Annotated in this window: 15 protein-coding genes and 1 other annotated feature; of the genes, 5 read left to right on the forward strand and 10 right to left on the reverse strand. The window is 28.4% G+C overall.

Annotated features, from left to right (window positions below; translation table 11 throughout):
* Together RWQ74_RS02865 and istB are read left to right on the forward strand one after the other, a co-directional pair.
* The coding region (locus RWQ74_RS02865; protein WP_399540729.1) for a Mu transposase domain-containing protein at window positions 1-660 on the forward strand (660 nt) is incomplete at its 5' end.
* The gene (gene istB / locus RWQ74_RS02870; protein ID WP_314396725.1) at window positions 650-1,402 is read left to right on the forward strand and encodes an IS21-like element helper ATPase IstB; all 753 of its coding nucleotides are present in this window, start codon (window positions 650-652) and stop codon (window positions 1,400-1,402) included. The genes RWQ74_RS02865 and istB, both read left to right, overlap by 11 nt.
* Before the next feature lie 498 nt (window positions 1,403-1,900).
* On the opposite strand, the gene dltD is transcribed toward istB, so the two are convergent.
* From dltD to RWQ74_RS02920, 10 genes are all read right to left on the reverse strand, one after another.
* Complete coding sequence (gene dltD / locus RWQ74_RS02875; protein WP_314396622.1) at window positions 1,901-3,067, reverse strand: D-alanyl-lipoteichoic acid biosynthesis protein DltD; 1,167 nt, start codon at window positions 3,065-3,067, stop codon at window positions 1,901-1,903.
* Between the two features lie 4 nt (window positions 3,068-3,071).
* A complete protein-coding gene (dltC, locus tag RWQ74_RS02880; RefSeq protein WP_003145008.1) occupies window positions 3,072-3,305 on the reverse strand; it encodes a D-alanine--poly(phosphoribitol) ligase subunit DltC in 234 nt (77 codons plus the stop codon).
* A 21-nt stretch (window positions 3,306-3,326) separates the two neighbouring features.
* Window positions 3,327-4,484: a D-alanyl-lipoteichoic acid biosynthesis protein DltB gene (dltB, locus tag RWQ74_RS02885; RefSeq protein WP_314396624.1), complete on the reverse strand. Its 1,158-nt coding sequence runs from the start codon at window positions 4,482-4,484 to the stop codon at window positions 3,327-3,329.
* Between the two features lies 1 nt (window position 4,485).
* Window positions 4,486-5,988, reverse strand: coding sequence for a D-alanine--poly(phosphoribitol) ligase subunit DltA (dltA, locus tag RWQ74_RS02890; protein WP_314396627.1), 1,503 nt, complete (start codon window positions 5,986-5,988; stop codon window positions 4,486-4,488).
* A gap of 227 nt (window positions 5,989-6,215) precedes the next feature.
* Window positions 6,216-10,061 (reverse strand): PD-(D/E)XK nuclease family protein, encoded by a 3,846-nt coding sequence (locus tag RWQ74_RS02895; RefSeq protein ID WP_314396629.1) that lies wholly within the window; start codon window positions 10,059-10,061, stop codon window positions 6,216-6,218.
* Window positions 10,062-10,087: 26 nt separating this feature from the next.
* A complete protein-coding gene (locus tag RWQ74_RS02900) occupies window positions 10,088-13,114 on the reverse strand; it encodes an AAA family ATPase (RefSeq protein WP_314396631.1) in 3,027 nt (1,008 codons plus the stop codon).
* Window positions 13,101-14,240: an exonuclease SbcCD subunit D gene (locus RWQ74_RS02905; protein ID WP_314396632.1), complete on the reverse strand. Its 1,140-nt coding sequence runs from the start codon at window positions 14,238-14,240 to the stop codon at window positions 13,101-13,103. Before RWQ74_RS02905 ends, RWQ74_RS02900 begins: the two co-directional genes overlap by 14 nt.
* 380 nt (window positions 14,241-14,620) lie before the next feature.
* Window positions 14,621-15,913, reverse strand: coding sequence for an RIP metalloprotease RseP (rseP, locus tag RWQ74_RS02910; protein WP_314396634.1), 1,293 nt, complete (start codon window positions 15,911-15,913; stop codon window positions 14,621-14,623).
* A gap of 20 nt (window positions 15,914-15,933) precedes the next feature.
* Window positions 15,934-16,707 (reverse strand): phosphatidate cytidylyltransferase, encoded by a 774-nt coding sequence (locus tag RWQ74_RS02915; RefSeq protein ID WP_314396636.1) that lies wholly within the window; start codon window positions 16,705-16,707, stop codon window positions 15,934-15,936.
* A complete protein-coding gene (locus RWQ74_RS02920; RefSeq protein WP_314396638.1) occupies window positions 16,697-17,461 on the reverse strand; it encodes an isoprenyl transferase in 765 nt (254 codons plus the stop codon). The genes RWQ74_RS02915 and RWQ74_RS02920 overlap by 11 nt, the downstream gene beginning before the upstream one ends.
* Before the next feature lie 255 nt (window positions 17,462-17,716).
* Window positions 17,717-17,930 (forward strand) — a binding site (T-box leader).
* Window positions 17,931-17,975: 45 nt separating this feature from the next.
* Between RWQ74_RS02920 and RWQ74_RS02925 the strand changes: the two genes are divergently transcribed.
* From RWQ74_RS02925 to RWQ74_RS02935, 3 genes are read left to right on the forward strand one after another with little or no spacing between them, the layout of a single operon-like run.
* Window positions 17,976-18,995 (forward strand): methionine ABC transporter ATP-binding protein, encoded by a 1,020-nt coding sequence (locus tag RWQ74_RS02925; protein WP_314396640.1) that lies wholly within the window; start codon window positions 17,976-17,978, stop codon window positions 18,993-18,995.
* The gene (locus tag RWQ74_RS02930) at window positions 18,985-19,665 is read left to right on the forward strand and encodes a methionine ABC transporter permease (RefSeq protein ID WP_271987873.1); all 681 of its coding nucleotides are present in this window, start codon (window positions 18,985-18,987) and stop codon (window positions 19,663-19,665) included. The genes RWQ74_RS02925 and RWQ74_RS02930 overlap by 11 nt, the downstream gene beginning before the upstream one ends.
* 20 nt (window positions 19,666-19,685) lie before the next feature.
* Complete coding sequence (locus RWQ74_RS02935) at window positions 19,686-20,513, forward strand: MetQ/NlpA family ABC transporter substrate-binding protein (protein ID WP_314396645.1); 828 nt, start codon at window positions 19,686-19,688, stop codon at window positions 20,511-20,513.
* The last annotated feature ends 4 nt before the right edge of the window (window positions 20,514-20,517 follow it).

Raw genomic sequence — 20,517 nt, forward strand, 5'->3', positions numbered from 1 at the left:
GATAATATGAAAACTACAATGGATAAAGCGCGAACTGTTAAGACATCTGGAGTAATTAATATAAAGTTTCAAGAATATACAAAGGAGATGGGATTTGAATTGAAACCATGTATAGCGTACAGACCACAAACAAAAGGTAAAGTAGAAAATATAGTAAAATTACTAGATGAAATATACGCTTATAATGGTAAGTTAGATTATACAGAATTAGTAGAATTGGTGAATAAAATAATGATGAGATGGAACCTACAAGTTCATCAAACAACAAGAGAGATTCCAATAATCAGTTTACAAAAAGAAAAAGATTCCTTACTACCATTACCACATGAGAAAATAAGGAATCGCTATAAAATAACAACCCTACAAGTAAAAGTAAATAAACAAGCAATGATTTCTTACAAGTCCAATCAATATTCAGTACCAATTAAATATATAGGTAAGAAACTAAATCTACAAGTAGAAGATAATTATTTATACCTATATGATAACATGAAATTGGTGGTAAGTCATTTAATAAGTGAGAAAAAATTAAATTATAAAGAAGCTCATTATGAACAATTTGTTAAACACACTTGGAATGATATAGATGAAAAAAGATTAAAAGAACAAACTAAAAGAAATCTAGCGATGATAGGAGAACGGTTCAATGATAACAAATAGATCTAATTATACTAGATTAAAAGAGAATTTAGAATATCTTAATTTAAAGCAATTCAATCACAGACTAGATGAAATAATAGAACTAACTCAAAATAGAACAATGTCGGTAATAGATATTCTATTAAAACTAACAGATTATGAAGTAGATGTAAAAAAACAAAATGTAAAGGAATCTATAATTAAAGTAGCTAATTTTCCTTATAATAGATCATTAGATGATTTTGATTTTTCATTCAATTCTGATATAAACGAATTAGAAATAAGGAACTTAGCTAGCTTAAATTTTATAGAAAACAATAAAAATTTAATATTTATAGGTAATAGTGATGTTGGTAAGACTCATTTAGCGACAGCAATTGGAAGATTGGCGGCTAGTTCTAGATATTCAACATACTTTATAAAATGTCATGATTTAATAGCGAATTTAAAAGCCGCTCTAGCTGAAAATAGGCTAGAGCAGCGATTAAAACACTATTCAAAGTATAGATTACTGATAATAGATGAAATTGGTTATTTACCTTTAGAAAAAGGTGATGAGCGGTTATTATTCCAACTAATAGACCGACGTTATGAAAAGAAGAGCATAATAGCCACATCTAATATTCCTTTTTCTGAATGGGCTACATTATTTAGTGATGACAAAGTAGCTTCAGCTATACTTGACAGGTTACTTCATCATGCCCATGTAGTACCTATTATAGGTAATTCTTATCGACTAAAAAATCATGTTAGTTTTGAATAATTGTACATTTTTATTTTGTCACTTTTGTACATTTTTATATTGACATTTACATCATAACAACTTTAATGCTAAGACAAGTAGTAGTAACTGGGAAATATTGGTTGTATACTAAAGCTGGGGCATGGAAAAAATTCCAGCTCCGGATTTCAATTTTTATATGCAACTTGACAAAGAGCCAATAAAAAAGGGGGCGTCTCAACAATATCATGATTCCTTTTGAAACAAGATTCTGTCGAGTCACCCCCGCAAAGTTTATTAGATATCTAAAAAGCTTTTATAAAATGAATTTAGATATCAATACCCCCCTGCGTCTATGAGTTATCATACACACTTTTTAAATTTAGGACTTTTAGGACAGCCCCTCTTCTATTTTAAAACTCACTATATACATATTCTTGGACATTTGAAAAATCCGTTAAAAAGCAGTATATTATTATTCCCATTATTACTATATAAAAGAATAATATCCATAGTATTAGTCTTTGTTTATAGCTTAATTTACTTTTTAAGTTTGTAAAGATCTCTTTCAAAATCAATCCATCCTCTCCAACCTACATGCATTGCATCGTACATATAATAGTCTTCATATTCTTTACTTGAATAATCCATTACTTCTATATTATTCTTTTTAGCAATTTCTTTTAATTTATTGTAAGCAACTTGTCTTTTTTCGCTACCAATTCCAGTATAGTCACTCCACTTCCCATGAGCAGGAAGAATAGCGAATTTAATATTCAAATTCAAATCTTTTACAATTGATAATAATATATCTAAATCCTCATATTCTTTAGAATCATCATATTTTGTGTTCTTAGAAATATTTTTTAACTGATCATACTTAGCTCTTATATATTTATCATAGTACGAATTATCAATCTGGTAATCGTTATTATTAGTTCTTTCTTTAGCTTCTTCGGTTACCTGTTTTTCTAATTCTCCCCAATTATAATTTGGAGTATTTTCACCACTAACCGGATAATTCTCTTTACCTTTATTTTTATAAAAGTTTAATTTATTTTTTAAAACATAAAAATAATTATCTAATTTCAAAAATTCTTCAGTAACTCCATTTCCCTTATCCTTCAAAAAATAACGTTTATAACTCTTATATTTTTTATTTAATTCTTTGTTAGAAGCTGAAAGTTCTATAACTCTATTTATAAACTTTTCTTTTGTTTGATAGCTTATTTTATCATTTCTCATAGTATTATAAACATGCTCACTAGATATTCTTGATAAAAATGCATCTTTCAAAATACCATTCTTATTATCAAACCATTGAATAGATTGAATCATTACTATCTCATTATTCCTCACATCATCCCCTATAGAACCAATAGTTGCTGCGTGAATAATATTTTGAGAGTTTCCTACTCCTACCTGCATAATATTAAAATCATTATAATTAAATATTTTCTTAGGATGATAATTTTCATTAATCGTTGTAGTTAACTCTGATGAGCCTAATAGTAACAGCGTTCTTGGTGTCATATTTTCTACTATTATATCTCTACTTTTGTACTTTTCAAAAGAGGTACTGTATCTAACGCTATTATCATTTGTTTTATAATAAGTTTCAATCTTCTTTAGAAAGGTCATGTTTAAAATTACAAGTGTAATTAATACCAATATTATTGATATTAAAAATGCTTTTAATCTTATCATGATTTTATTTCCTATTTTCTATATATGAAATTACTTTATTTGGCGTATCGATTTCTTCATATGTTACTTCTGTTGGAGCTATGCTTAGTCCAAAGATTTCTTCAATTTTCACTAACATTTCTACAAAAGCTAAAGAATCCATTAACCCTTCTTCTTTCATGTTTATGTCTAAGTCTTCTCTTACTACTTCATCTTCGCAGATTTCTTCTAACATTTCTAATACTTGCTCTTTTATCATGCTTGTTCTCCTAACTCTTTATTATTTTTTTAATACATGGCTTATTAGTTTATATGGTTCTCCTGAGAAGATATATAAACCTATTATTACTAGGTTAATCGTTATGAACCAACTAAGTACTTTGTACCATGTTTCATTTTTATTCTTTTTGTAAAATTTACTTTTCTTCTGATAATACTCAAATCCTGCCATAAGTATTCCATGGTAAAATCCATATACTATATAGCTTATTGTTAAGCCGTGCCAAAATCCCATAAGAACCATGTTTACCATGTAGGCATACATCGCTGTTGTTAGTCGTTTTTTGAAGCGTTTTTTCTTTGTAGCTTCCATAAAGACTCTTGAGAATACGAAGTCTCTTAGCCATGTAGATAGTGTTATGTGCCATCTATTCCAGAAGTCTTTTATATCTATACTTAGGAATGGTTTATTGAAGTTCATCGGTGTTCTTACTCCTAAGATGTTACTACTCCCTACTGCCATTAAGCTGTATCCGGCAAAGTCGAAGAATAGATACAATGTATATAAATACATGTATTTTATAGAATAGACAAATGTGCCATGGTTTGTTAAACCTACTAAATAATGATAACTTAATGTTGAGAATACTATTTTGTATAGTAATCCTAATATTAGTCTGTAGACTCCTTCTCCTGCTAATTCTAAGTACTCTGTCCTCGGCATTCTTTCTTTCATTTCGCTCATGAATCTTCTACTTCTATCTATCGGACCTGCGCTTACTGTTGGAAAGAATAATAAGAATTGTACGTATTCTATGGCACTGATTTTTTCTTTTATTAGACCATCTGAGATTTCTATCATAATTTGTATTGTCTTAAATGACATATACGATATTCCTATAAAGGCTAATAAATGTAGGTGAGTAATTGCAAATACTTTGTTTATTACTAGTGGTAATATCGATAATACTACTAAGATTTTTAAGTATTTCTCGCTTTCTGTTTTTTGTGCTATTAATACTAATATGTACTCATAAAATATGAACCCTACTAGGTACGCTAACATTGTCGAACTTTTTCCATATACCGTTATGGCAAATATTACTGATAATGCCAATATATAATATTCTATTTTTTTACCTAGATAGTTTATTATAAATCCTATGGTTAGTGCTATAGCTAAGAAAAAGAAAAATTCATTTCCGTCAAAGTAGCTCATTCTATACTAACTCCTTTAACTTTTTCTTATCTATTTTACCGTTATTGTTTAGTGGCATTTCTTCTAGGAATACTATTTTTTTAGGTATCATATATTCTGGCACTAATTTTTTTAGTTCTTGTTTTATTTGTTTTGTTACTTCGAAGCGTTTTTCTATTTCTTCAGTGTACACTACAAATGATGTCAGGGCTTTTACTTTTCCGTCTTCATAGCTTGGTACTGTCGCTGCTTGTCGTATTTTTTTATTTTTTAATAGATTATTATCTATGTCTTCAAGTTCTATTCTGTGTCCATGTAGTTTTACCTGGAAGTCTATGCGTCCTTCACAAAACAGCATACCGTCTTTGAAGTACCCTAAGTCTCCTGTTAGGTAACTTCTTTCTTCTTTTCCATCTACTTCTCCTAGACCAAATTTTTCGTTTGTTATAGCGTCATTTTTGAAATATCCTTTTGCAACTGTGTTTCCTGTGATTACTATTTCACCTTTGTTTTCTTCATCTGGATTTGCCAGGTGTACTTCTGTTCCCCATTTTACTTCTCCTACTGGTAGGTTCTCATAGTATTTTTCATTTACTTCTTTTGTTATTTCTACCCATGTGACCATTACTGTTGATTCTGTTGGTCCATAAGTATTTATTACCTGTGCATCTTCAAAATTTTGGTGGATTTTTTCTACTGTTGTGCTGAATAGTTTTTCTCCACAAAAGACAAATTGTTTTACCTTCGGCATTAGGCTTTGATTGAAGTTTTTATCTATGAAACACATTTCTATAAATGATGGTGTTGAAATCCATATCGTTGCATTTGATTTATTTAACTCTTCAAACATTACTTTGAAGTTTTCTTGGTGCTTTTTATCTATCTGCACTAATGAAGCTCCTAGATAAATACTTGGCCATAATGACATTACCGATAAATCAAATGAGAATGGTGGATGTCCTAAAAATACTAGTTCTTCTTTCTCATCATAGTATCCTGTGTACCAGTGCAAGAAGTTATTTAGGTTATTGTATGTGATACATACTCCTTTTGGTTTTCCTGTACTTCCTGATGTGAAAATTATATAGAATATATCTTCGTCTTTCACACAGCTTTCTTTTGAAATAGCATTTTGAGTACTCAATATTATCTCTTTAGCAGACTTAACATCTAGCACCTCTCTAGTTAGCTCTATTTCTTCTGTGACTAGTACTATTTTAGAATCTGTTGTTTCTACTATTTCTTCTACTCTTTCTTTTGGTGTGTTTATATCTACTGGACAGAATGCTCTTCCTGATTTTACACATGCTAAGAAGTATACTAACATAAATGGATGTTTATGTCCGTACACTACTATAGGATTTTTATTTTCTCCTAATTTTTCTTCAAGATAAAACGCAAGTCTATCTGAATACTCTATTAAATTTTTATACGTTAAATTTTCATTCTGATATATATTATTAATATATACTTCTTTAGAACTATTTTTATACTGTTCTAGTTTTTCAAAAAAAGTTAATTTCATATTTATTTTATCCTTGCCTCTATATCTATTCGTTAGCATATTTCAACTCAAGTTAATCAATACAAATAACTTGATTTAAAAGCTGACATTATATTCCTTATACTATTATAATATAAAACTTGTCAAATGTGATTAAAAAATAGAAAAAATTATAAAAAAAAATTGATTTGTTGCTTTTTATTTTCAAAACAACAAATCAATTTTCATAAAATTTTTCTAAACCGGGATTATCTTAAGTCATTAAGTATCTTTTCTTTTAATTCTTTCGGCTTAAGTTCAACGATTTCCCTGTAGTTCAAACGCGTATCACTATTACTTGCAAAATTAAATAAAGTTTGTTTTTCTGTGCAATACTGATTATCAATTTCATAATTATCCAAAGAAAAATCAAATGCAATGATTTTCTCTAATAGTTTCATTATGTTATCTAGATTCTTATTAACTAATTTTTCAAGTTCAGGACTCGTGAACGCCTTATGACTATCCGCTCCGTGAATCTTTTTAGCTTTCGTTGTTCTAATATACATAATATCCGGTGCTTTTTCATAAAATTCATCATCTAATATTAGATCACTATTAGCTAACCCTCTTAATCTGTATGTCTTTAAATCTTTCCCTAATTTTGCTATTTCTCTATAAAATATTCCTAAGATATCTTCTGAATTTTTACCAAACATCATTTCACATGCCAATGCATAAGTCAAAATTTGAGAAATAAATCCTAATTCTAAACTGTCTAAAGAAAAATCGCTTTGACTACTCTTATAATCTATTATTGAAATATTTTTTCCATTTACATCAACCCTATCAATTACCCCTGTAAATTTAATTGGTGGTATATTATATTTCTGTTTCAGTTCTTTCTTATTAATTTCACCAGTCTCTTCATTTTCACATGTAATAACATTGTCTACAATTTCCAGACTAAATTGTCTTTCTAAGAACGTTGGCATAAATCTCGTTAAAGCAAAATATTTTATTTCTATTGCTACGGCTAGTTCAAGTCTTAGAATCATATTATTAAAAATATACTTATGAGTGTTTAATAATTCTATCAACTGCAAGGCTTCTAATATATCTTTGTTATCACTTGAATAAATAACATCATTCAAGATTTCTTTAATATTAAATCTCTTTATAATATCTTCATCTTTTAGCTTGTCTATATCAAATTTATTTCCACATTCAGCAATAAAACTAGTAATTTTCTTTTCTGACATTACTGCATGGAAGAATTTCCCGGTAACAAGACTGTCTATATCAATATCCCTTTCTTCAGCAATACCAAGTACTCGTTTAACAAAGAATTGATATGGATTTCTTTCAAAATCAGAAATTTTTGAAATACTAAACTTAGAAAAACTATCTTTCTTAACTTCTAAAAATTCATCAATGTGTCCACGATTAAGCTCAAACTTATAATCTCTAATTATTTTAGATAAATAATTTTTAATACTAGTATCATTAGAGAAAAATACCCTATCATTTAATTCATCAAGAACTTCATAATTTTCATAATTTTCATCTACTGATGTAAGTTGATACTGCTCTAAAAACTTAATCATAAGTTCAACTAAAACCTCAACTTCTTTTGTCTTACTATCTTTCACTTCCATAAATCTGCGATAAATTTTTGCGAATAAATAATTAAATTCCTTAGATGAAACTATTTCTGAAATATTTTCTAAATAGTAATTATAATCAGCAATAGAAAACTCTAAAATTTTTGAAGTTTGCTTTTCTTCTAATTCTGGGAATAGAGATTTCACTGTATTCAAGTATGGAGATGCAAAATTTTCTTTAAAACTTTTATCAAGTAAGCTGTAACTTATATATGTTTTTTCTTGAGCTCTTGTCATAGCAATATAAGCTACAAACTCTTCATCTATAAGCGCCGCTTCTTTTGTCGGTGATAAAAAGATAGCATCATTAATTAATCTCTCTTTATCTTTATCGTCTATTAACCCTGAACTCTTAGATACTGGCAATACATCTTTATTAAATCCTAAGATAAAAACAACTTTTTTATTTTCTACTTTTGCTAAATCCATAGTAGACATAATAATAGAATTATTTATTTCTGGTATTGAACGATACTTAATAGATGTTAATCCAGTATTAAATAGAGTTACAAATTTATTATACTCAAACTTTTCACTACCGAAGTTCTCATTTATATCATTAATATATTCAAGAACTTTTTTGTAAACTTGCCTATCTATACTGTCAATTTTTAGCTCTTCGATATTATCATACTCGCCATCTTCTTTATCAAGATACATTTTAATCTTACAATGCTCAAAAATATCCGCTAATTTTTTTATATATCTCTTAGCTTGAAGATTATTCTTAGCTGAAACTTCTGAAACCTTATTAATAAGTTCTAATAAAACTTGTCTACAAATTTCAAGCTGTTCAGTCGTATGTTTTGTCGTCTTTTCAATAAAGTAATCTTTTAAAATATCACTATGCATATTTACCAGTTTTTCATTTAGTATATGTTCAAGATCATCTATTGAAATTACCCTAACTTTTTCTAATAAATCGCTATATCCATATTTTCTTCCAAGATTTTTTACTAAATCACTAATTGCAAATTTATCCTTTATAACTGTTTCATCTAACTCTGCAATATCGTTTTCTAGTTGTTTTTCATCAATATTTGAATCTCCTAGTAAAACATGTGCAATAGCTTTTTGTCGATAAATGTTCTCAAAATTCGTTAACCTAGTTTTCAGTAAATTTAATAATCTAGTTTTAAAACTACCTTCATCAAAATATAGTGTTTCTTGTATAAACTTAACTAAACGATGATTGCTAGTTTCTATATTTTTATCTAAATGAACCTCTAAATTATAATCTTTAAAAATATTCAAATAATTTTCATATGTATTATCACGATAAAGAATTGCTATCTCATTTTGGTTAATATTATTATGATTTAGTTTCACAATCTCACGAGCAATTTGTTTAACCTCTAACTCCTTATTTTTTGCACATATAATCTCAATACTATCATCAATCTCATACTGCGCTATGAAGTTTTTATAATATTTATCAGTAAGAACATCATTAGAAATCCCATTGAAGCGACCTTTATGAGTTTCTAGAACTTCATATTCCTCTACATTATTATCTTTTATTTTAAATTTCAGAGTATTTATCTCTTCCTTTTTTACAAAGGCTACTACAGAAAAGTTCACATCATTATTACTTTTCACTATTTCATTCATACTAGCAACAATCTCATGAGATTTTCTAAAAATATCAAGCTTATATTTCTCTTCACTATATAAATCAGATAGATAAAAATCATTATATTTCATCTTTTCTAGTTCGTAACCTTGGAGTAATTGCGACAAATCAAAATTAAAATATCTATTTGCATCACTTATAACACTAATTATTAACTTTTTAGACTTCTGGGCAAGTTTTTCAATATAATAATATTCCTGTGCTGTGAAGTTATAGTAAGCATCTACATAAAAAATATAGTCACTTAAATCTATATATTCTAGATACAATAATAATTCAGTTATATAATCTACTTTATCAAAAATTCCCTGCTCCTTTAATAATCTCGAATATTCGACATATATTTCTAAAATAGCTTCTAATTTTTCTCTATGACTACTTTCAAGATTAGTATTTTTCTCTAAATACTCCTCTAATAAATTAATGCTTACCTTATACTCTTTTAATTCATTTATAATTTCTTCTACAACTTTTATAAAATTAACATCTTGTATAATTCTTTTAACTAAAAAATTTCCACTACTTTCTAAGTTCTTGGCAGCTTTATAAAAGTAAAATGGCTTAATATTATCTCCTAATCTACTAAGATTATCCATTCCCAATTGTTTTGATAGTCTTCTAGTTAGACTTGAGAAATTCATAACATCAATATTAAAAGTACCACCGAACTTATCACATAATATTTTTTCAAAGTTAAAACTGTTCTGTTCCGGAGTTAATACAATTATTTTATGGTTATCTCTATTTAACTCGATATCATTTAATATGTAGTTCGTTTTCCCTACACCACTTGAACCAATTAATAATTCTAAGTTCATGTTTTCTCCTTTCTTTTTATATCACCTTATATTCCAGTCATTTTAATCTTCGCATAATTATCTTTAGAATAGACTTCTACCTTTGGTCTAATTCTTTCTTTTAGCTCACTGACATGTGAAATAATACCGATATTTCTTCCGTACGATTGTAAATCTATTAGCGTTGTTAGTGCAATATCAAGTGTTTCAGCATCTAATGATCCAAATCCTTCATCGATAAAGATAGTCTCAAGTGATATTCCTCCGCTCTCATTTTGAATAACTTCGGCTAACCCTAAAGCGAGAGCTAAAGAAGCTAAGAATAATTCTCCTCCAGAAAGAGAGCTAATAATACGAGTGCTATTTAGATAAATATCATGTATTTCTATCTCTAATCCTTGAAGTCCTCCACCTTTTGATTTTTCATCACGTCTAATGAATCTATATCTGTCATTTGTCATCTGCAATAATCTTTTAGTTCCCGCAACTAGAATCAAGTCTAGATAATATCCTTGAACGTACGTTTCTAATGATTTTCTATTTTCAGTTTTTCCGCTGACAACATCACTAAATGCTATGATTTCTCTTATCTCTTTAGATGATTCTAAAAGTTCAATATACTCAATATGAATTTTTTTATATAATTTCTTATTATTTTCTAATCTTGTATTAAGAATTGCAACTTTTTCTATAAAATCATTAACTTGAGATTCAATATTTTGTAGTTTCTGTTGCTCTTCTTCTAAATCTGGTTGATTTAACTCTTTTAACTCTTCTTCAAATTTTTCTATTGAGTTTACTATAATTTTCTTAGTATCTTCAAATTTATTAATCTGAGATTCATAGTCTTCTAAATTATTCAATTTCTCGATATCTTCTTCTGCCATTTCTAAGGTTACGTAATACTTATTAAGCTTAGAATTAGTGAAACTATCAACAATATTTTCTATTCTTTTACTAACTTCTAGTAAATTCGTCTTATTATTTTTCTGTTCTGTTTCTAGTTTTGTTTTTCTCACCAATAGTTCATTACTATTATTTTGTAGAACGTTGTAGGTATTATCAAACTCTTCAACCTGAGATTGTATTTTCTCATAATAACCTGCAAACTCATCTAACTCTACTTTCACATTTTTTTCAAATTGTTCGATTTTATTTTTTGCTTCTAGATGTTTTTGTTTAATATCATCTTCATTTTTAAATAACTCTGAAAGTTCTTCTATTTCTTGAGAAAGTCCCTTAATTTTATCCTCTGATACTTTGATTTTTTTACTAACCTCAGTTAAATTGGGATTCTCAACCTTTAATTCATCTTCTAATTGTGATAGTTCTTCCTTAGATTTAAAGTTTATAATCTCTTCTTGATTTTTTAAAATCTTACTTAATTGTTCTATATCTTCTTCATTTTTTTCAATAAGAGTTTCTAGTTGAATTATATCCTTATTAATTTTTTGAAGTGAATTTTCTATATTATCATCAATCACAACTAAGTTAGGGATTTCTGGTAAGTGTTCAATTTTTTGTTTACATAAAGGACAATCATCCCCCTTATGCAATTTCAATAGAAAATCATTTAAAATTTCTTGTTCTTTATTTTTATTTAACAATAAGAACTCTTTCTCCAGTTTTTCCTTATCTATTCTCAAGTCTTCTAATTGTTTTTTATCTGAATCAAGTTTTGATTTTTTTTCGTTTAATTCCGATAACCTATTGTTGTATTCTTCGAACTTTTCAACCTCTTGTTCTTTCTTTAAAATTTCTAATTTTAACTTACCTATACCGCTTTCTAGTATATTCTTCTCCTCGTTAAGTTCTAAATGACCTTCTTTTTCATCTTTTATATTAGATTCTAATTCACTAAAAGTTTCTTTTTTCAAAACAAGCTCTTTTAATTTTTTGCTATATATTTCAATATTAGTTTTAGCAGAAGCTATTTCATCAAAATTATTATAGAAAAACTTATAATCAATAGTTTCCTTTCTAAGTTCTTCTATATCAGTTTTTTGTGCATTTAATTCTAATGCTAATTTCTTATTAGTATCTAAATCTAATTTGTATTTATCTTCCTCATTTAATAAAGCTTCTTCAAGTTTCTTCAACTGCATTTTCTTAGTTAATAAAGAAGCGTACTCTATAATCTTATCTTTACTCTTTTGTAACTCTTTTAACTTCTCTACTTCTAGTCTAAGTTTACCATAATAATCTTCTTTTTCACTTAATTTTTCTAGTTCAGACTTATTACTTCTAAGTTGAGTGAATTTATCATTGAGCTTACTTAATTCTATAAATTTCTCTTTTTCTTTAGAAAAACTGCGTTCTAATTTTAATAATTCTTTTTTCTCATTTTTTATAGTTTCTTCTTGCGAATGAATAATATTCTTTATTTCTTCAAAATTTTCGTCTTTTAAATATTCAAACTTTGTAAGTTCTTCCTCAATATCAAACTGTTCAAATCTAGTAATTAACTCTTTTTCTTTTTGCTTATGTGAACTATCTAATTTTTTGGCTTGTTCTTGTAATTGATCCACGAATTTTTGATAGAAGTAAGTATTAAATAATGATCTCAAAGTTTCTTTTTTCTCACTCGATTTCGACAATAAGAACTCTTTAAATTTCCCTTGAGGTAAGATAATTATTTGACAAAATTGCTTATCATCTAAACCTATCAATTCTTCTACCTTTTCTTTTACCTCTTGTTCTTTTGTAGCGATTACTTCTAATTTTTCATCATCATATTGCATTAAAGCAACTTTCCCCGAAGTTAAGTTTTTATTACCAGCCTTCAAATAAGCCAGAGTTCTCTCTATTCTATATTTTTTTCCACTTAATTCAAAATCAAAGTTAACCTGTGTTTTGTCCTTATCCAAGGCTGTCTTCGTTCTTAGTGAGGCTATGTCTTTTCCTCCGGTTGTCTTATTGTATAATGCATAAGTAATAGCATCAAATAATGTTGATTTCCCTGAACCAGTTTTCCCTGTAATTAGAAATATCGGTTCATTTATTATTTTATCCCATTCTATTATTTCGTTCTTATATGGACCAAATTCTTTTAATTCTAATCTAATTGGTTTCATCTTGATTCACCTTATCTATAATGTTTACCAGTACTTGTTTTTGACCTTCAGTTAATTCACTACCGGTTTGTTCATTATAGAATCCCTCTATTAACTGTAATGGACTCTTAGTTAGCATCTCTCTATCTAATTTTACTTCATTATCGATACTAGTATTTCTTTTTTGCTTTAGTATCAGAGTATTAGGATAATATTCTTTAATTCTAGGTAACGGATCTGTTATTCCCTCTAGATTGCTGAGCTCCATACTAAAATAATCATTTTTACAATCATAATTTTGTTGAAATTCTTTCGTTAAAACTTCTTCATAAGATGCACTAATATTATGTAGCTTTCTTTTTTGTTTTAATGGAATAAACTCTTCACTATAACTTTCTTTTGTTACCTCTACAAGCCTCATTCCTTTAGTTTGGGAAGCTTCAGAAAATGAGTACGCCATTGGACTTCCACTATATTTCAAACGTTCCTCTTTTATTGCATTTGGATTATGAAGATGACCTAGAGCTACATAATCAAACTTATCAAATACTTCCACAGCCACATTTTCAACAGTTCCTACAGATATTTCTCTTTCAGAATCGGTCTCTAATCCACCAGAAACAAAAGTATGAGCTACTAAAATATTAGTCTTATTCGTATCTAAATTTTTATAAATTTCATCAATTACTCTTTTAGTTGCTGCATTATGCGTTGTTAATGTAGCATCTTCAAAATATTCTCTCGCTTCAAAAGGTTCAAAATATGGTAATAAATATATATCAGCATCTTCATAAGAAAGCTTATCAAAAGCTTGCTCTAATCTTGTGTGAAGATAAAATTTATGTTTACTAAACCAAGCATCCCCAATCGCTAGTCTTTCCCTGCTATCATGATTTCCGCTAATAGCAAAAATTGGCACATTACACTCTATATTAATTTTAACTAAAAGTTCTTGTAGGAGTGCAGTAGCTTCTTTACTAGGGACACTTCTATCATATAAATCCCCTGCAATAATTAAAAAATCAGGATTGATTTTCTTCATTTCAGTTATTAGATTATCTAACACACCTTGCTGATCTTCTAATAAATCTTTTCCTTGTAATTTTCTTCCAATATGCCAATCAGCAGTATGTAAAAATTTAACCATATTATCACCTTTTTCTATATATTCTCTATTATATTATATATTAAAAACAATTAAATTAGTAGCAAATATTAAATCTTCCTATATTCAATCACTACTAAATAAAGATTACAGCAATGAATTAAATTTAAAACATCATATAAAAAATGGGAGTGACTCGAAAATCGTTATTTTGAAGTAATCTATTTTGCCGAGTCACCTATAGATTTCAATATACAATTACGTTTGTGAGTTCTCATATAGAATATTTTTAAAAGGGTATTCCCTATTAAATAAACTGAACTATAAATTACAAAATTTATACTTAAAATTTTTAAAATTAACTTTTCTTTTAGAGATATAAAAAACGAGAAGTAAAATTAACTTCTCGCTATAAATATTATCTATTTCCCAAATAATCTTTGGATATCATTCCATGTTACTGCTAACATCAACGCAACCATTAATAATCCAAACACCACAGTTAAGTAATATTGAGCTTTTTTATTAATTGGCTTTTTGAAAATTGCTTCATAAATTACAAATATGATACGACCACCATCAAGAACTGGAATAGGAATTAAGTTCATAAGACCTAAGTTAACACTTAAAATTCCTGTCCATTTTAATGTTGTAATTAAACCACTCTGTGCAGCTGCAGAAGACATTTCATAAATCGCTACAGGACCACCAAGTTGGTTTAGACTAAATCCACCACTAAATAATGAAGCAAACAGATTAATAATTCCCATGAAAATCGCTGTTCCGTAATATAGAGTTTGTTCAAAACCACTCTTAATAGAACCCGCTAAGTCTTTCTCATAAGCTGGGTCTATTCCAAGTTTATATGTTTTAACTTCTTTACCTTTTTTCACAGTTATTTCTTCTTTTGGTGTAACTTTAATTTCTTGTTGTGAACCGTCACGAGAAACTTTTAAAGTAAGCTCAGCTCCATTAGAATTTACTATCTCATTAGTCATTTCTTTCCATGTAGTAACACTCTTACCATTCACCTGCTCAACTACATCTCCTTGTTTTAATCCAGAAGAGTAAGCTGGGTAATTAGATGCTAATTCACCTAAGCGAGTAGTATTTGATGGAACTCCACTATAAATTGAAATACCTAAGAAAATTACTAGTGCTAATATAAAGTTCATTAATGGTCCTGCAAATAATGTCCAGAATTTTTTCCCCCATGAATGAGAAGAAAACATTCTTTCAACTGGTGCAATTTGCTCTTCCATTCCACCAAATGCAACGCATGCATCTTTTCTTACTTCATAGCGTTCAATTTTATCACCAACAAAACCTTCTACAAATAATTTTTCAGTTAAATCAAATTCATTTAATTCTAATGGAAGTAAATCCATGTCATTGCTTTTATCTAAAACTATTTTTTCGACCTTATCATTTTCATCTAATTTTAAACTAACTTTCATTCCTTTTTTTAGATCATATACCGACACGTCATTGTTAAAATCAAAAACATTGTCTGGCATTTTTACATATCCACCTACAGGAAGAAGTCTTATTGTAAAGTTAGTCTCTCCAATTTTTTTATGAAATATTTTAGGTCCCATTCCTATTGCAAATTCTTGGCACAATATTCCTGCTCTTTTCGCAACTATAAAATGACCAAATTCGTGAATAGTTACTACCACAAAAAATATTAATATAAATGCTATAATACCTTGCATCTAATACTCCTTTCTATCCTCTAAAATATATTTAGTAAAATTATTAAACATGGTGCTGATAATATTACAGAATCAAATCTGTCAAAAATACCACCATGCCCTGGTAATAAATTACTACTATCTTTTACTTGATATTCTCTCTTATATGCTGATTCAATTAAATCACCAAATTGACCGATGACACTTACTACTAAGGTTACAACAATCGCAACTGATAAACTTGAAAATACATCAGTTGTATAGAAAAACAATAATGCTATTACTATTGATGATAGACTACCTATTACTGAACCTTCAATGGATTTGTTAGGACTTATTTTTGGTGAAAGTTTATTCTTACCAAACTTCATTCCTCCAAAATAGGCAAAACTATCAGTAAACCAAATTGTAAGTAATAAGTAAGCTACATGCGATAAGCTCAAGTCTCTTATCATAAACAAACAATAAAATCCTATAAAAATATATGCAGTTATAAATATAATCGAACCAATTTCAACTAATTTAATTTTATGACCTGTTGCAACTACAGTCGCTAACATACCAACTAAAATTAAAAATAGTAAACCATATACTTGTAACTGTGAAATCTCTTCATGTAAAAATAACAATGCACCTGCTAAAGAAGATACCCCTAAAACTACTATATTTGTTTCTTTAAAAGTCATTCTTACTATTTCATACATAGCCATCACACCAAGTGCGAATGTTGTAAATTTGAAATAATCTCCACCTAAAAATAGTAATGGTAGGAAAACAATTAATGCCACTATGGCAGTTATTACCCTAGTCTTCATTTAATCCTCCAAACCTTCTATCTCTACTTTGATATTCTAATAAAGCTCGATAAAACTCTTCTTCTGTAAAGTCTGGCCATGCAACTTTAGTGAATAAAAATTCACTATAAGCAATTTGCCAAAGTAAAAAGTTTGAAATTCTTTGTTCTCCCGAAGTTCTAATTAGTAAATCTGGATCTGGAGTATTAGCCGTAAATAGATTTTCACTTACATGAACTTCAGAAATTTCATCTGCACTATATTTATTATCTTGAACATCTTTAGCAATTTGCTTAATAGCTCTTAACATCTCATCTTTAGAACCATAGTTCAATGCAAAAATTAACTTTAATCCAGTATTATTTTTTGTCTGTTCTATTGCATCATTTACTGCTTTTCTTGTGTTTTCTGGTAATTTTTCTACAACACCTATGACTTCAACTTTTACATTATTTTCCATAAGTTCTGGCATAAAACTACTGAACATCTTTTCAGGAAGATCCATTAAATAACTAACTTCTTCTTTAGGTCTCGCCCAATTTTCTGTAGAAAAAGCATATAATGTTAAATATTTAACTCCTAATTTAGAAGCATATTTTGTTATTTTTTTTACAGTTTGCATTCCTTCATAATGCCCCTTAACTCTAGGCATATTTCTTTTTTTAGCCCAACGTCCATTACCATCCATTATGATAGCAACGTGTGTCGGAATTTTTTTCAACTCTTGTTTGTCATTTTTTTCCACTAATTCATTTTTTCTAAAAAATTTAAACATAATTCCTCCTATGTAACACACTTCATTATATCATAAAAGGCTTAATGCAACAAACTTTTAATAAATTTTGTATTCCAATATATTAATAATTTTATAAGGTAACTAACCATATTAAGCATTTTAACTATTATAACAAAATCACAATTTTCTTAATTAAAGATGATTATTATCCCGAAAATTAACTTTTTTTATATGAAGTTTTGAATTTTTATATTGCATTGTCAGAAAATTTATGCTAGAATATAGTCATTAACAATTAATGCGTTGATGAGTAGAATCTTACTATCTACTTTTAGAGAGTTCTCGGTTGGTGAAAGAGAATAGTTAGGAGTAAGAGAAATGGACTTTGAGCATATAGTTTTTACTACGGTATTGCCCGTTATAGCAAAAGTTATGTTTGTAACTTACTAAGGTACAATAAGTGATTATTGTATAAATAAAGGTGGTAACACGTTAAGACGTCCTTTAGCAAAAGCTAGAGTGCGTCTTTTTATTATAAAGAAAGGAGAAATATATGATTAATCTTAATAACGTTAGTAAAACCTTCTATCAAAAAGGTAAAGAAATTCAAGCACTTAAACCTACTAATCTACATGTAAAAGCTGGTGAAATATTTGGAATTATCGGCTACTCTGGTGCTGGAAAAAGTACCTTACTACGATGCCTTAACTTACTAGAAACTCCTTCTGAAGGAGAAGTAATCGTTGATAATCAAGTTGTTAACAAACTTAATAGAAAGGATTTACGCTCTTATAGGCAAAAAATCGGAATGATTTTCCAACAGTTCAATCTACTAAGTTCAAAGACTGTAGGTGAAAATGTTGCATTCAATTTAAAAGCTGGTGATGTAGATTCAAAAGATATTCCGAAAAGAATTGATGAATTGTTAGAACTTGTAGGACTTTCTGATAAAAAAAATGTTTATCCAAGTCAACTTTCAGGTGGTCAAAAACAACGTGTTGGTATTGCTAAAGCTCTTGCGAATAATCCCAAATTATTACTTTGTGATGAAGCAACGAGTGCATTAGATCCTGTTACAACTAAGCAAATTTTGTCTTTATTGAAGGAAATTAATCGTAAGTTGGGAATTACAATTATTCTTGTTACTCATGAAATGGAAGTTATTAAACAGATCTGTGATAATGTAGCCGTAATGGAGAATGGTGAAATTATTGAATTAAATTCTGTTTATGAGATTTTCTCAAATCCTAAAACGAAATTAATGCAAGAATTTATAGCTAATTTACACAATGACGAAGATTTTGAAGAACATCTTGCTGAACATTATAAAAATGAAACTATCATAAGGGTTATTTTTAAAGGTGAAGCTACTAAAGAACCTTTAATTCAGACTTTAGCAAATAAATATAATGTTACTACTAACATACTTGCTGGTCGAATTGAATACATTCAAAATAAACAGTTAGGAAGTTTAACTTTTTCAGTAGTTGGAGAGTCTGATAATACAGAGAAATTTGTAAAGCACTTAATTGATCAAGTTAATGATGTGGAGGTGAATGTATATGGAAAATAATCTAAGTTTAATAGAACAATGGAAAAATTTACAACCAGAATTAATTAAATCATTTGCCGATTCGTTATATATGATAAGTGTTTCAATTATAATTACAGTAATAGTTGGATTATTTTTAGGAGTAGTCTTATTTTTAACTAGCAATAGACTGCTATTTAAAAATGTTATTATTTATAAAACGGTAGATTTTCTAGTTAATACAATTCGTTCTATTCCATTTATTATTCTTTTGGTATTCTTAATACCATTTACTCTATTTTTATTAGGAAAATCAACTGGACCTACTGGAGCAATAGTGCCACTTACAGTTGCAGCTATTCCTCTATTTACGAGACTAGTTGATACTTCTCTAAATGAAATAGACTACGGAGTTATCGAGTCAGCAGTTGCTTCTGGTGCTTCTCTAAAATTAATAGTTAAAGAAGTATTAATACCTGAGGCTATGTTCGGAATTATTCAATCAATTACACTGACATTAATCAACTTAATTGCTTTTTCTGCAATGGCTGGTGTTGTTGGTGGTGGTGGAATCGGAGACCTTGCCATCAGATATGGTTATTATCGTTTTGATAACTTTACAATGTGGATTACAGTAATTCTATTAATTATCTTAGTCCAAATTACACAATATATAGGAAATTCAATTTCAAAAAAATTCAAAAAAAATTAATTTAAAGGAGATTTATATTTATGAATAAACTAAAAAAAATATTAACAGTTGTTTTTACAGCGTTTTTAGCTATTACATTAGCTGCTTGTGGAGCTACAAGCTCAAACAATAATAACGGTGGAGAGAAAAAAGAAGTAAAAATTGGTGCAACATCTGGTCCTTATGCTGACATGGTTAACAAAGCACTTAAACCACTTCTTGAAAAAAAAGGATATACAGTTAAAGTTACTGAATTCTCAGATTACATCCAACCTAACAAAGCGTTAAACAGTGGTGAACTAGATGCAAACTTATTCCAACACAAAATTTACATGAAAAAATTTGCTGAACAAAATGGAATGGACTTAACAGCTCTTGCTCCTGTTCCAACTGCACCAATGGGATTATATTCTGATAAAGTTAAAGATCTTAAAGATTTACCAGAAGGTGCTGAAGTAACTCTTCCAAACGACCCTTCAAACGCTGCTCGTGCTTATGCATTATTAGCTGCTGCTGATTTAATCAAAATTAAACCTAATACTGATGTACTAAAAATCACTAAAAATGATGTAGTAGAAAATCCTAAAAAACTTAAATTTACAGAATTAGAAGCTGGTCAACTTGCTAGATCATTAAGCAGTACTACTCTTGCTGCAGTCCCTGGTAACTTCGCACTTGCTGCTAAATTTGATTTAACAAAAGCACTAATCTTAGAAAAAATGAACGAAAACAACCGTAACAATGTTGTTGTAACTACAGCAAACAAAGATAAACAATTTGCTAAAGATTTAGTAGAAATCGTTCAATCTAAAGAATTTGATGAAATCATTAACAAAGATTTCAAAGGATTTGACAAACCTGGAAAATAATTAA

Source organism: uncultured Gemella sp. (assembly GCF_963525165.1).
Taxonomy (GTDB): Bacteria; Bacillota; Bacilli; order Staphylococcales; family Gemellaceae; genus Gemella.

Excerpts from the sequence above, each read along its gene's own strand:
- RWQ74_RS02925 (WP_314396640.1), top strand. The coding sequence starts at position 17,976 with ATGATTAATCTTAATAACGTTAGTAAAACCTTCTATCAAAAAGGTAAA.
- dltC (WP_003145008.1), bottom strand. The coding sequence starts at position 3,305 with ATGATAAAAGAGCAAGTATTAGAAATGTTAGAAGAAATCTGCGAAGAT.
- RWQ74_RS02900 (WP_314396631.1), bottom strand. The coding sequence starts at position 13,114 with ATGAAACCAATTAGATTAGAATTAAAAGAATTTGGTCCATATAAGAAC.
- RWQ74_RS02915 (WP_314396636.1), bottom strand. The coding sequence starts at position 16,707 with ATGAAGACTAGGGTAATAACTGCCATAGTGGCATTAATTGTTTTCCTA.
- rseP (WP_314396634.1), bottom strand. The coding sequence starts at position 15,913 with ATGCAAGGTATTATAGCATTTATATTAATATTTTTTGTGGTAGTAACT.
- dltD (WP_314396622.1), bottom strand. The coding sequence starts at position 3,067 with ATGATAAGATTAAAAGCATTTTTAATATCAATAATATTGGTATTAATT.
- dltB (WP_314396624.1), bottom strand. The coding sequence starts at position 4,484 with ATGAGCTACTTTGACGGAAATGAATTTTTCTTTTTCTTAGCTATAGCA.
- RWQ74_RS02935 (WP_314396645.1), top strand. The coding sequence starts at position 19,686 with ATGAATAAACTAAAAAAAATATTAACAGTTGTTTTTACAGCGTTTTTA.
- dltA (WP_314396627.1), bottom strand. The coding sequence starts at position 5,988 with ATGAAATTAACTTTTTTTGAAAAACTAGAACAGTATAAAAATAGTTCT.
- RWQ74_RS02920 (WP_314396638.1), bottom strand. The coding sequence starts at position 17,461 with ATGTTTAAATTTTTTAGAAAAAATGAATTAGTGGAAAAAAATGACAAA.
- RWQ74_RS02895 (WP_314396629.1), bottom strand. The coding sequence starts at position 10,061 with ATGAACTTAGAATTATTAATTGGTTCAAGTGGTGTAGGGAAAACGAAC.
- RWQ74_RS02930 (WP_271987873.1), top strand. The coding sequence starts at position 18,985 with ATGGAAAATAATCTAAGTTTAATAGAACAATGGAAAAATTTACAACCA.
- RWQ74_RS02905 (WP_314396632.1), bottom strand. The coding sequence starts at position 14,240 with ATGGTTAAATTTTTACATACTGCTGATTGGCATATTGGAAGAAAATTA.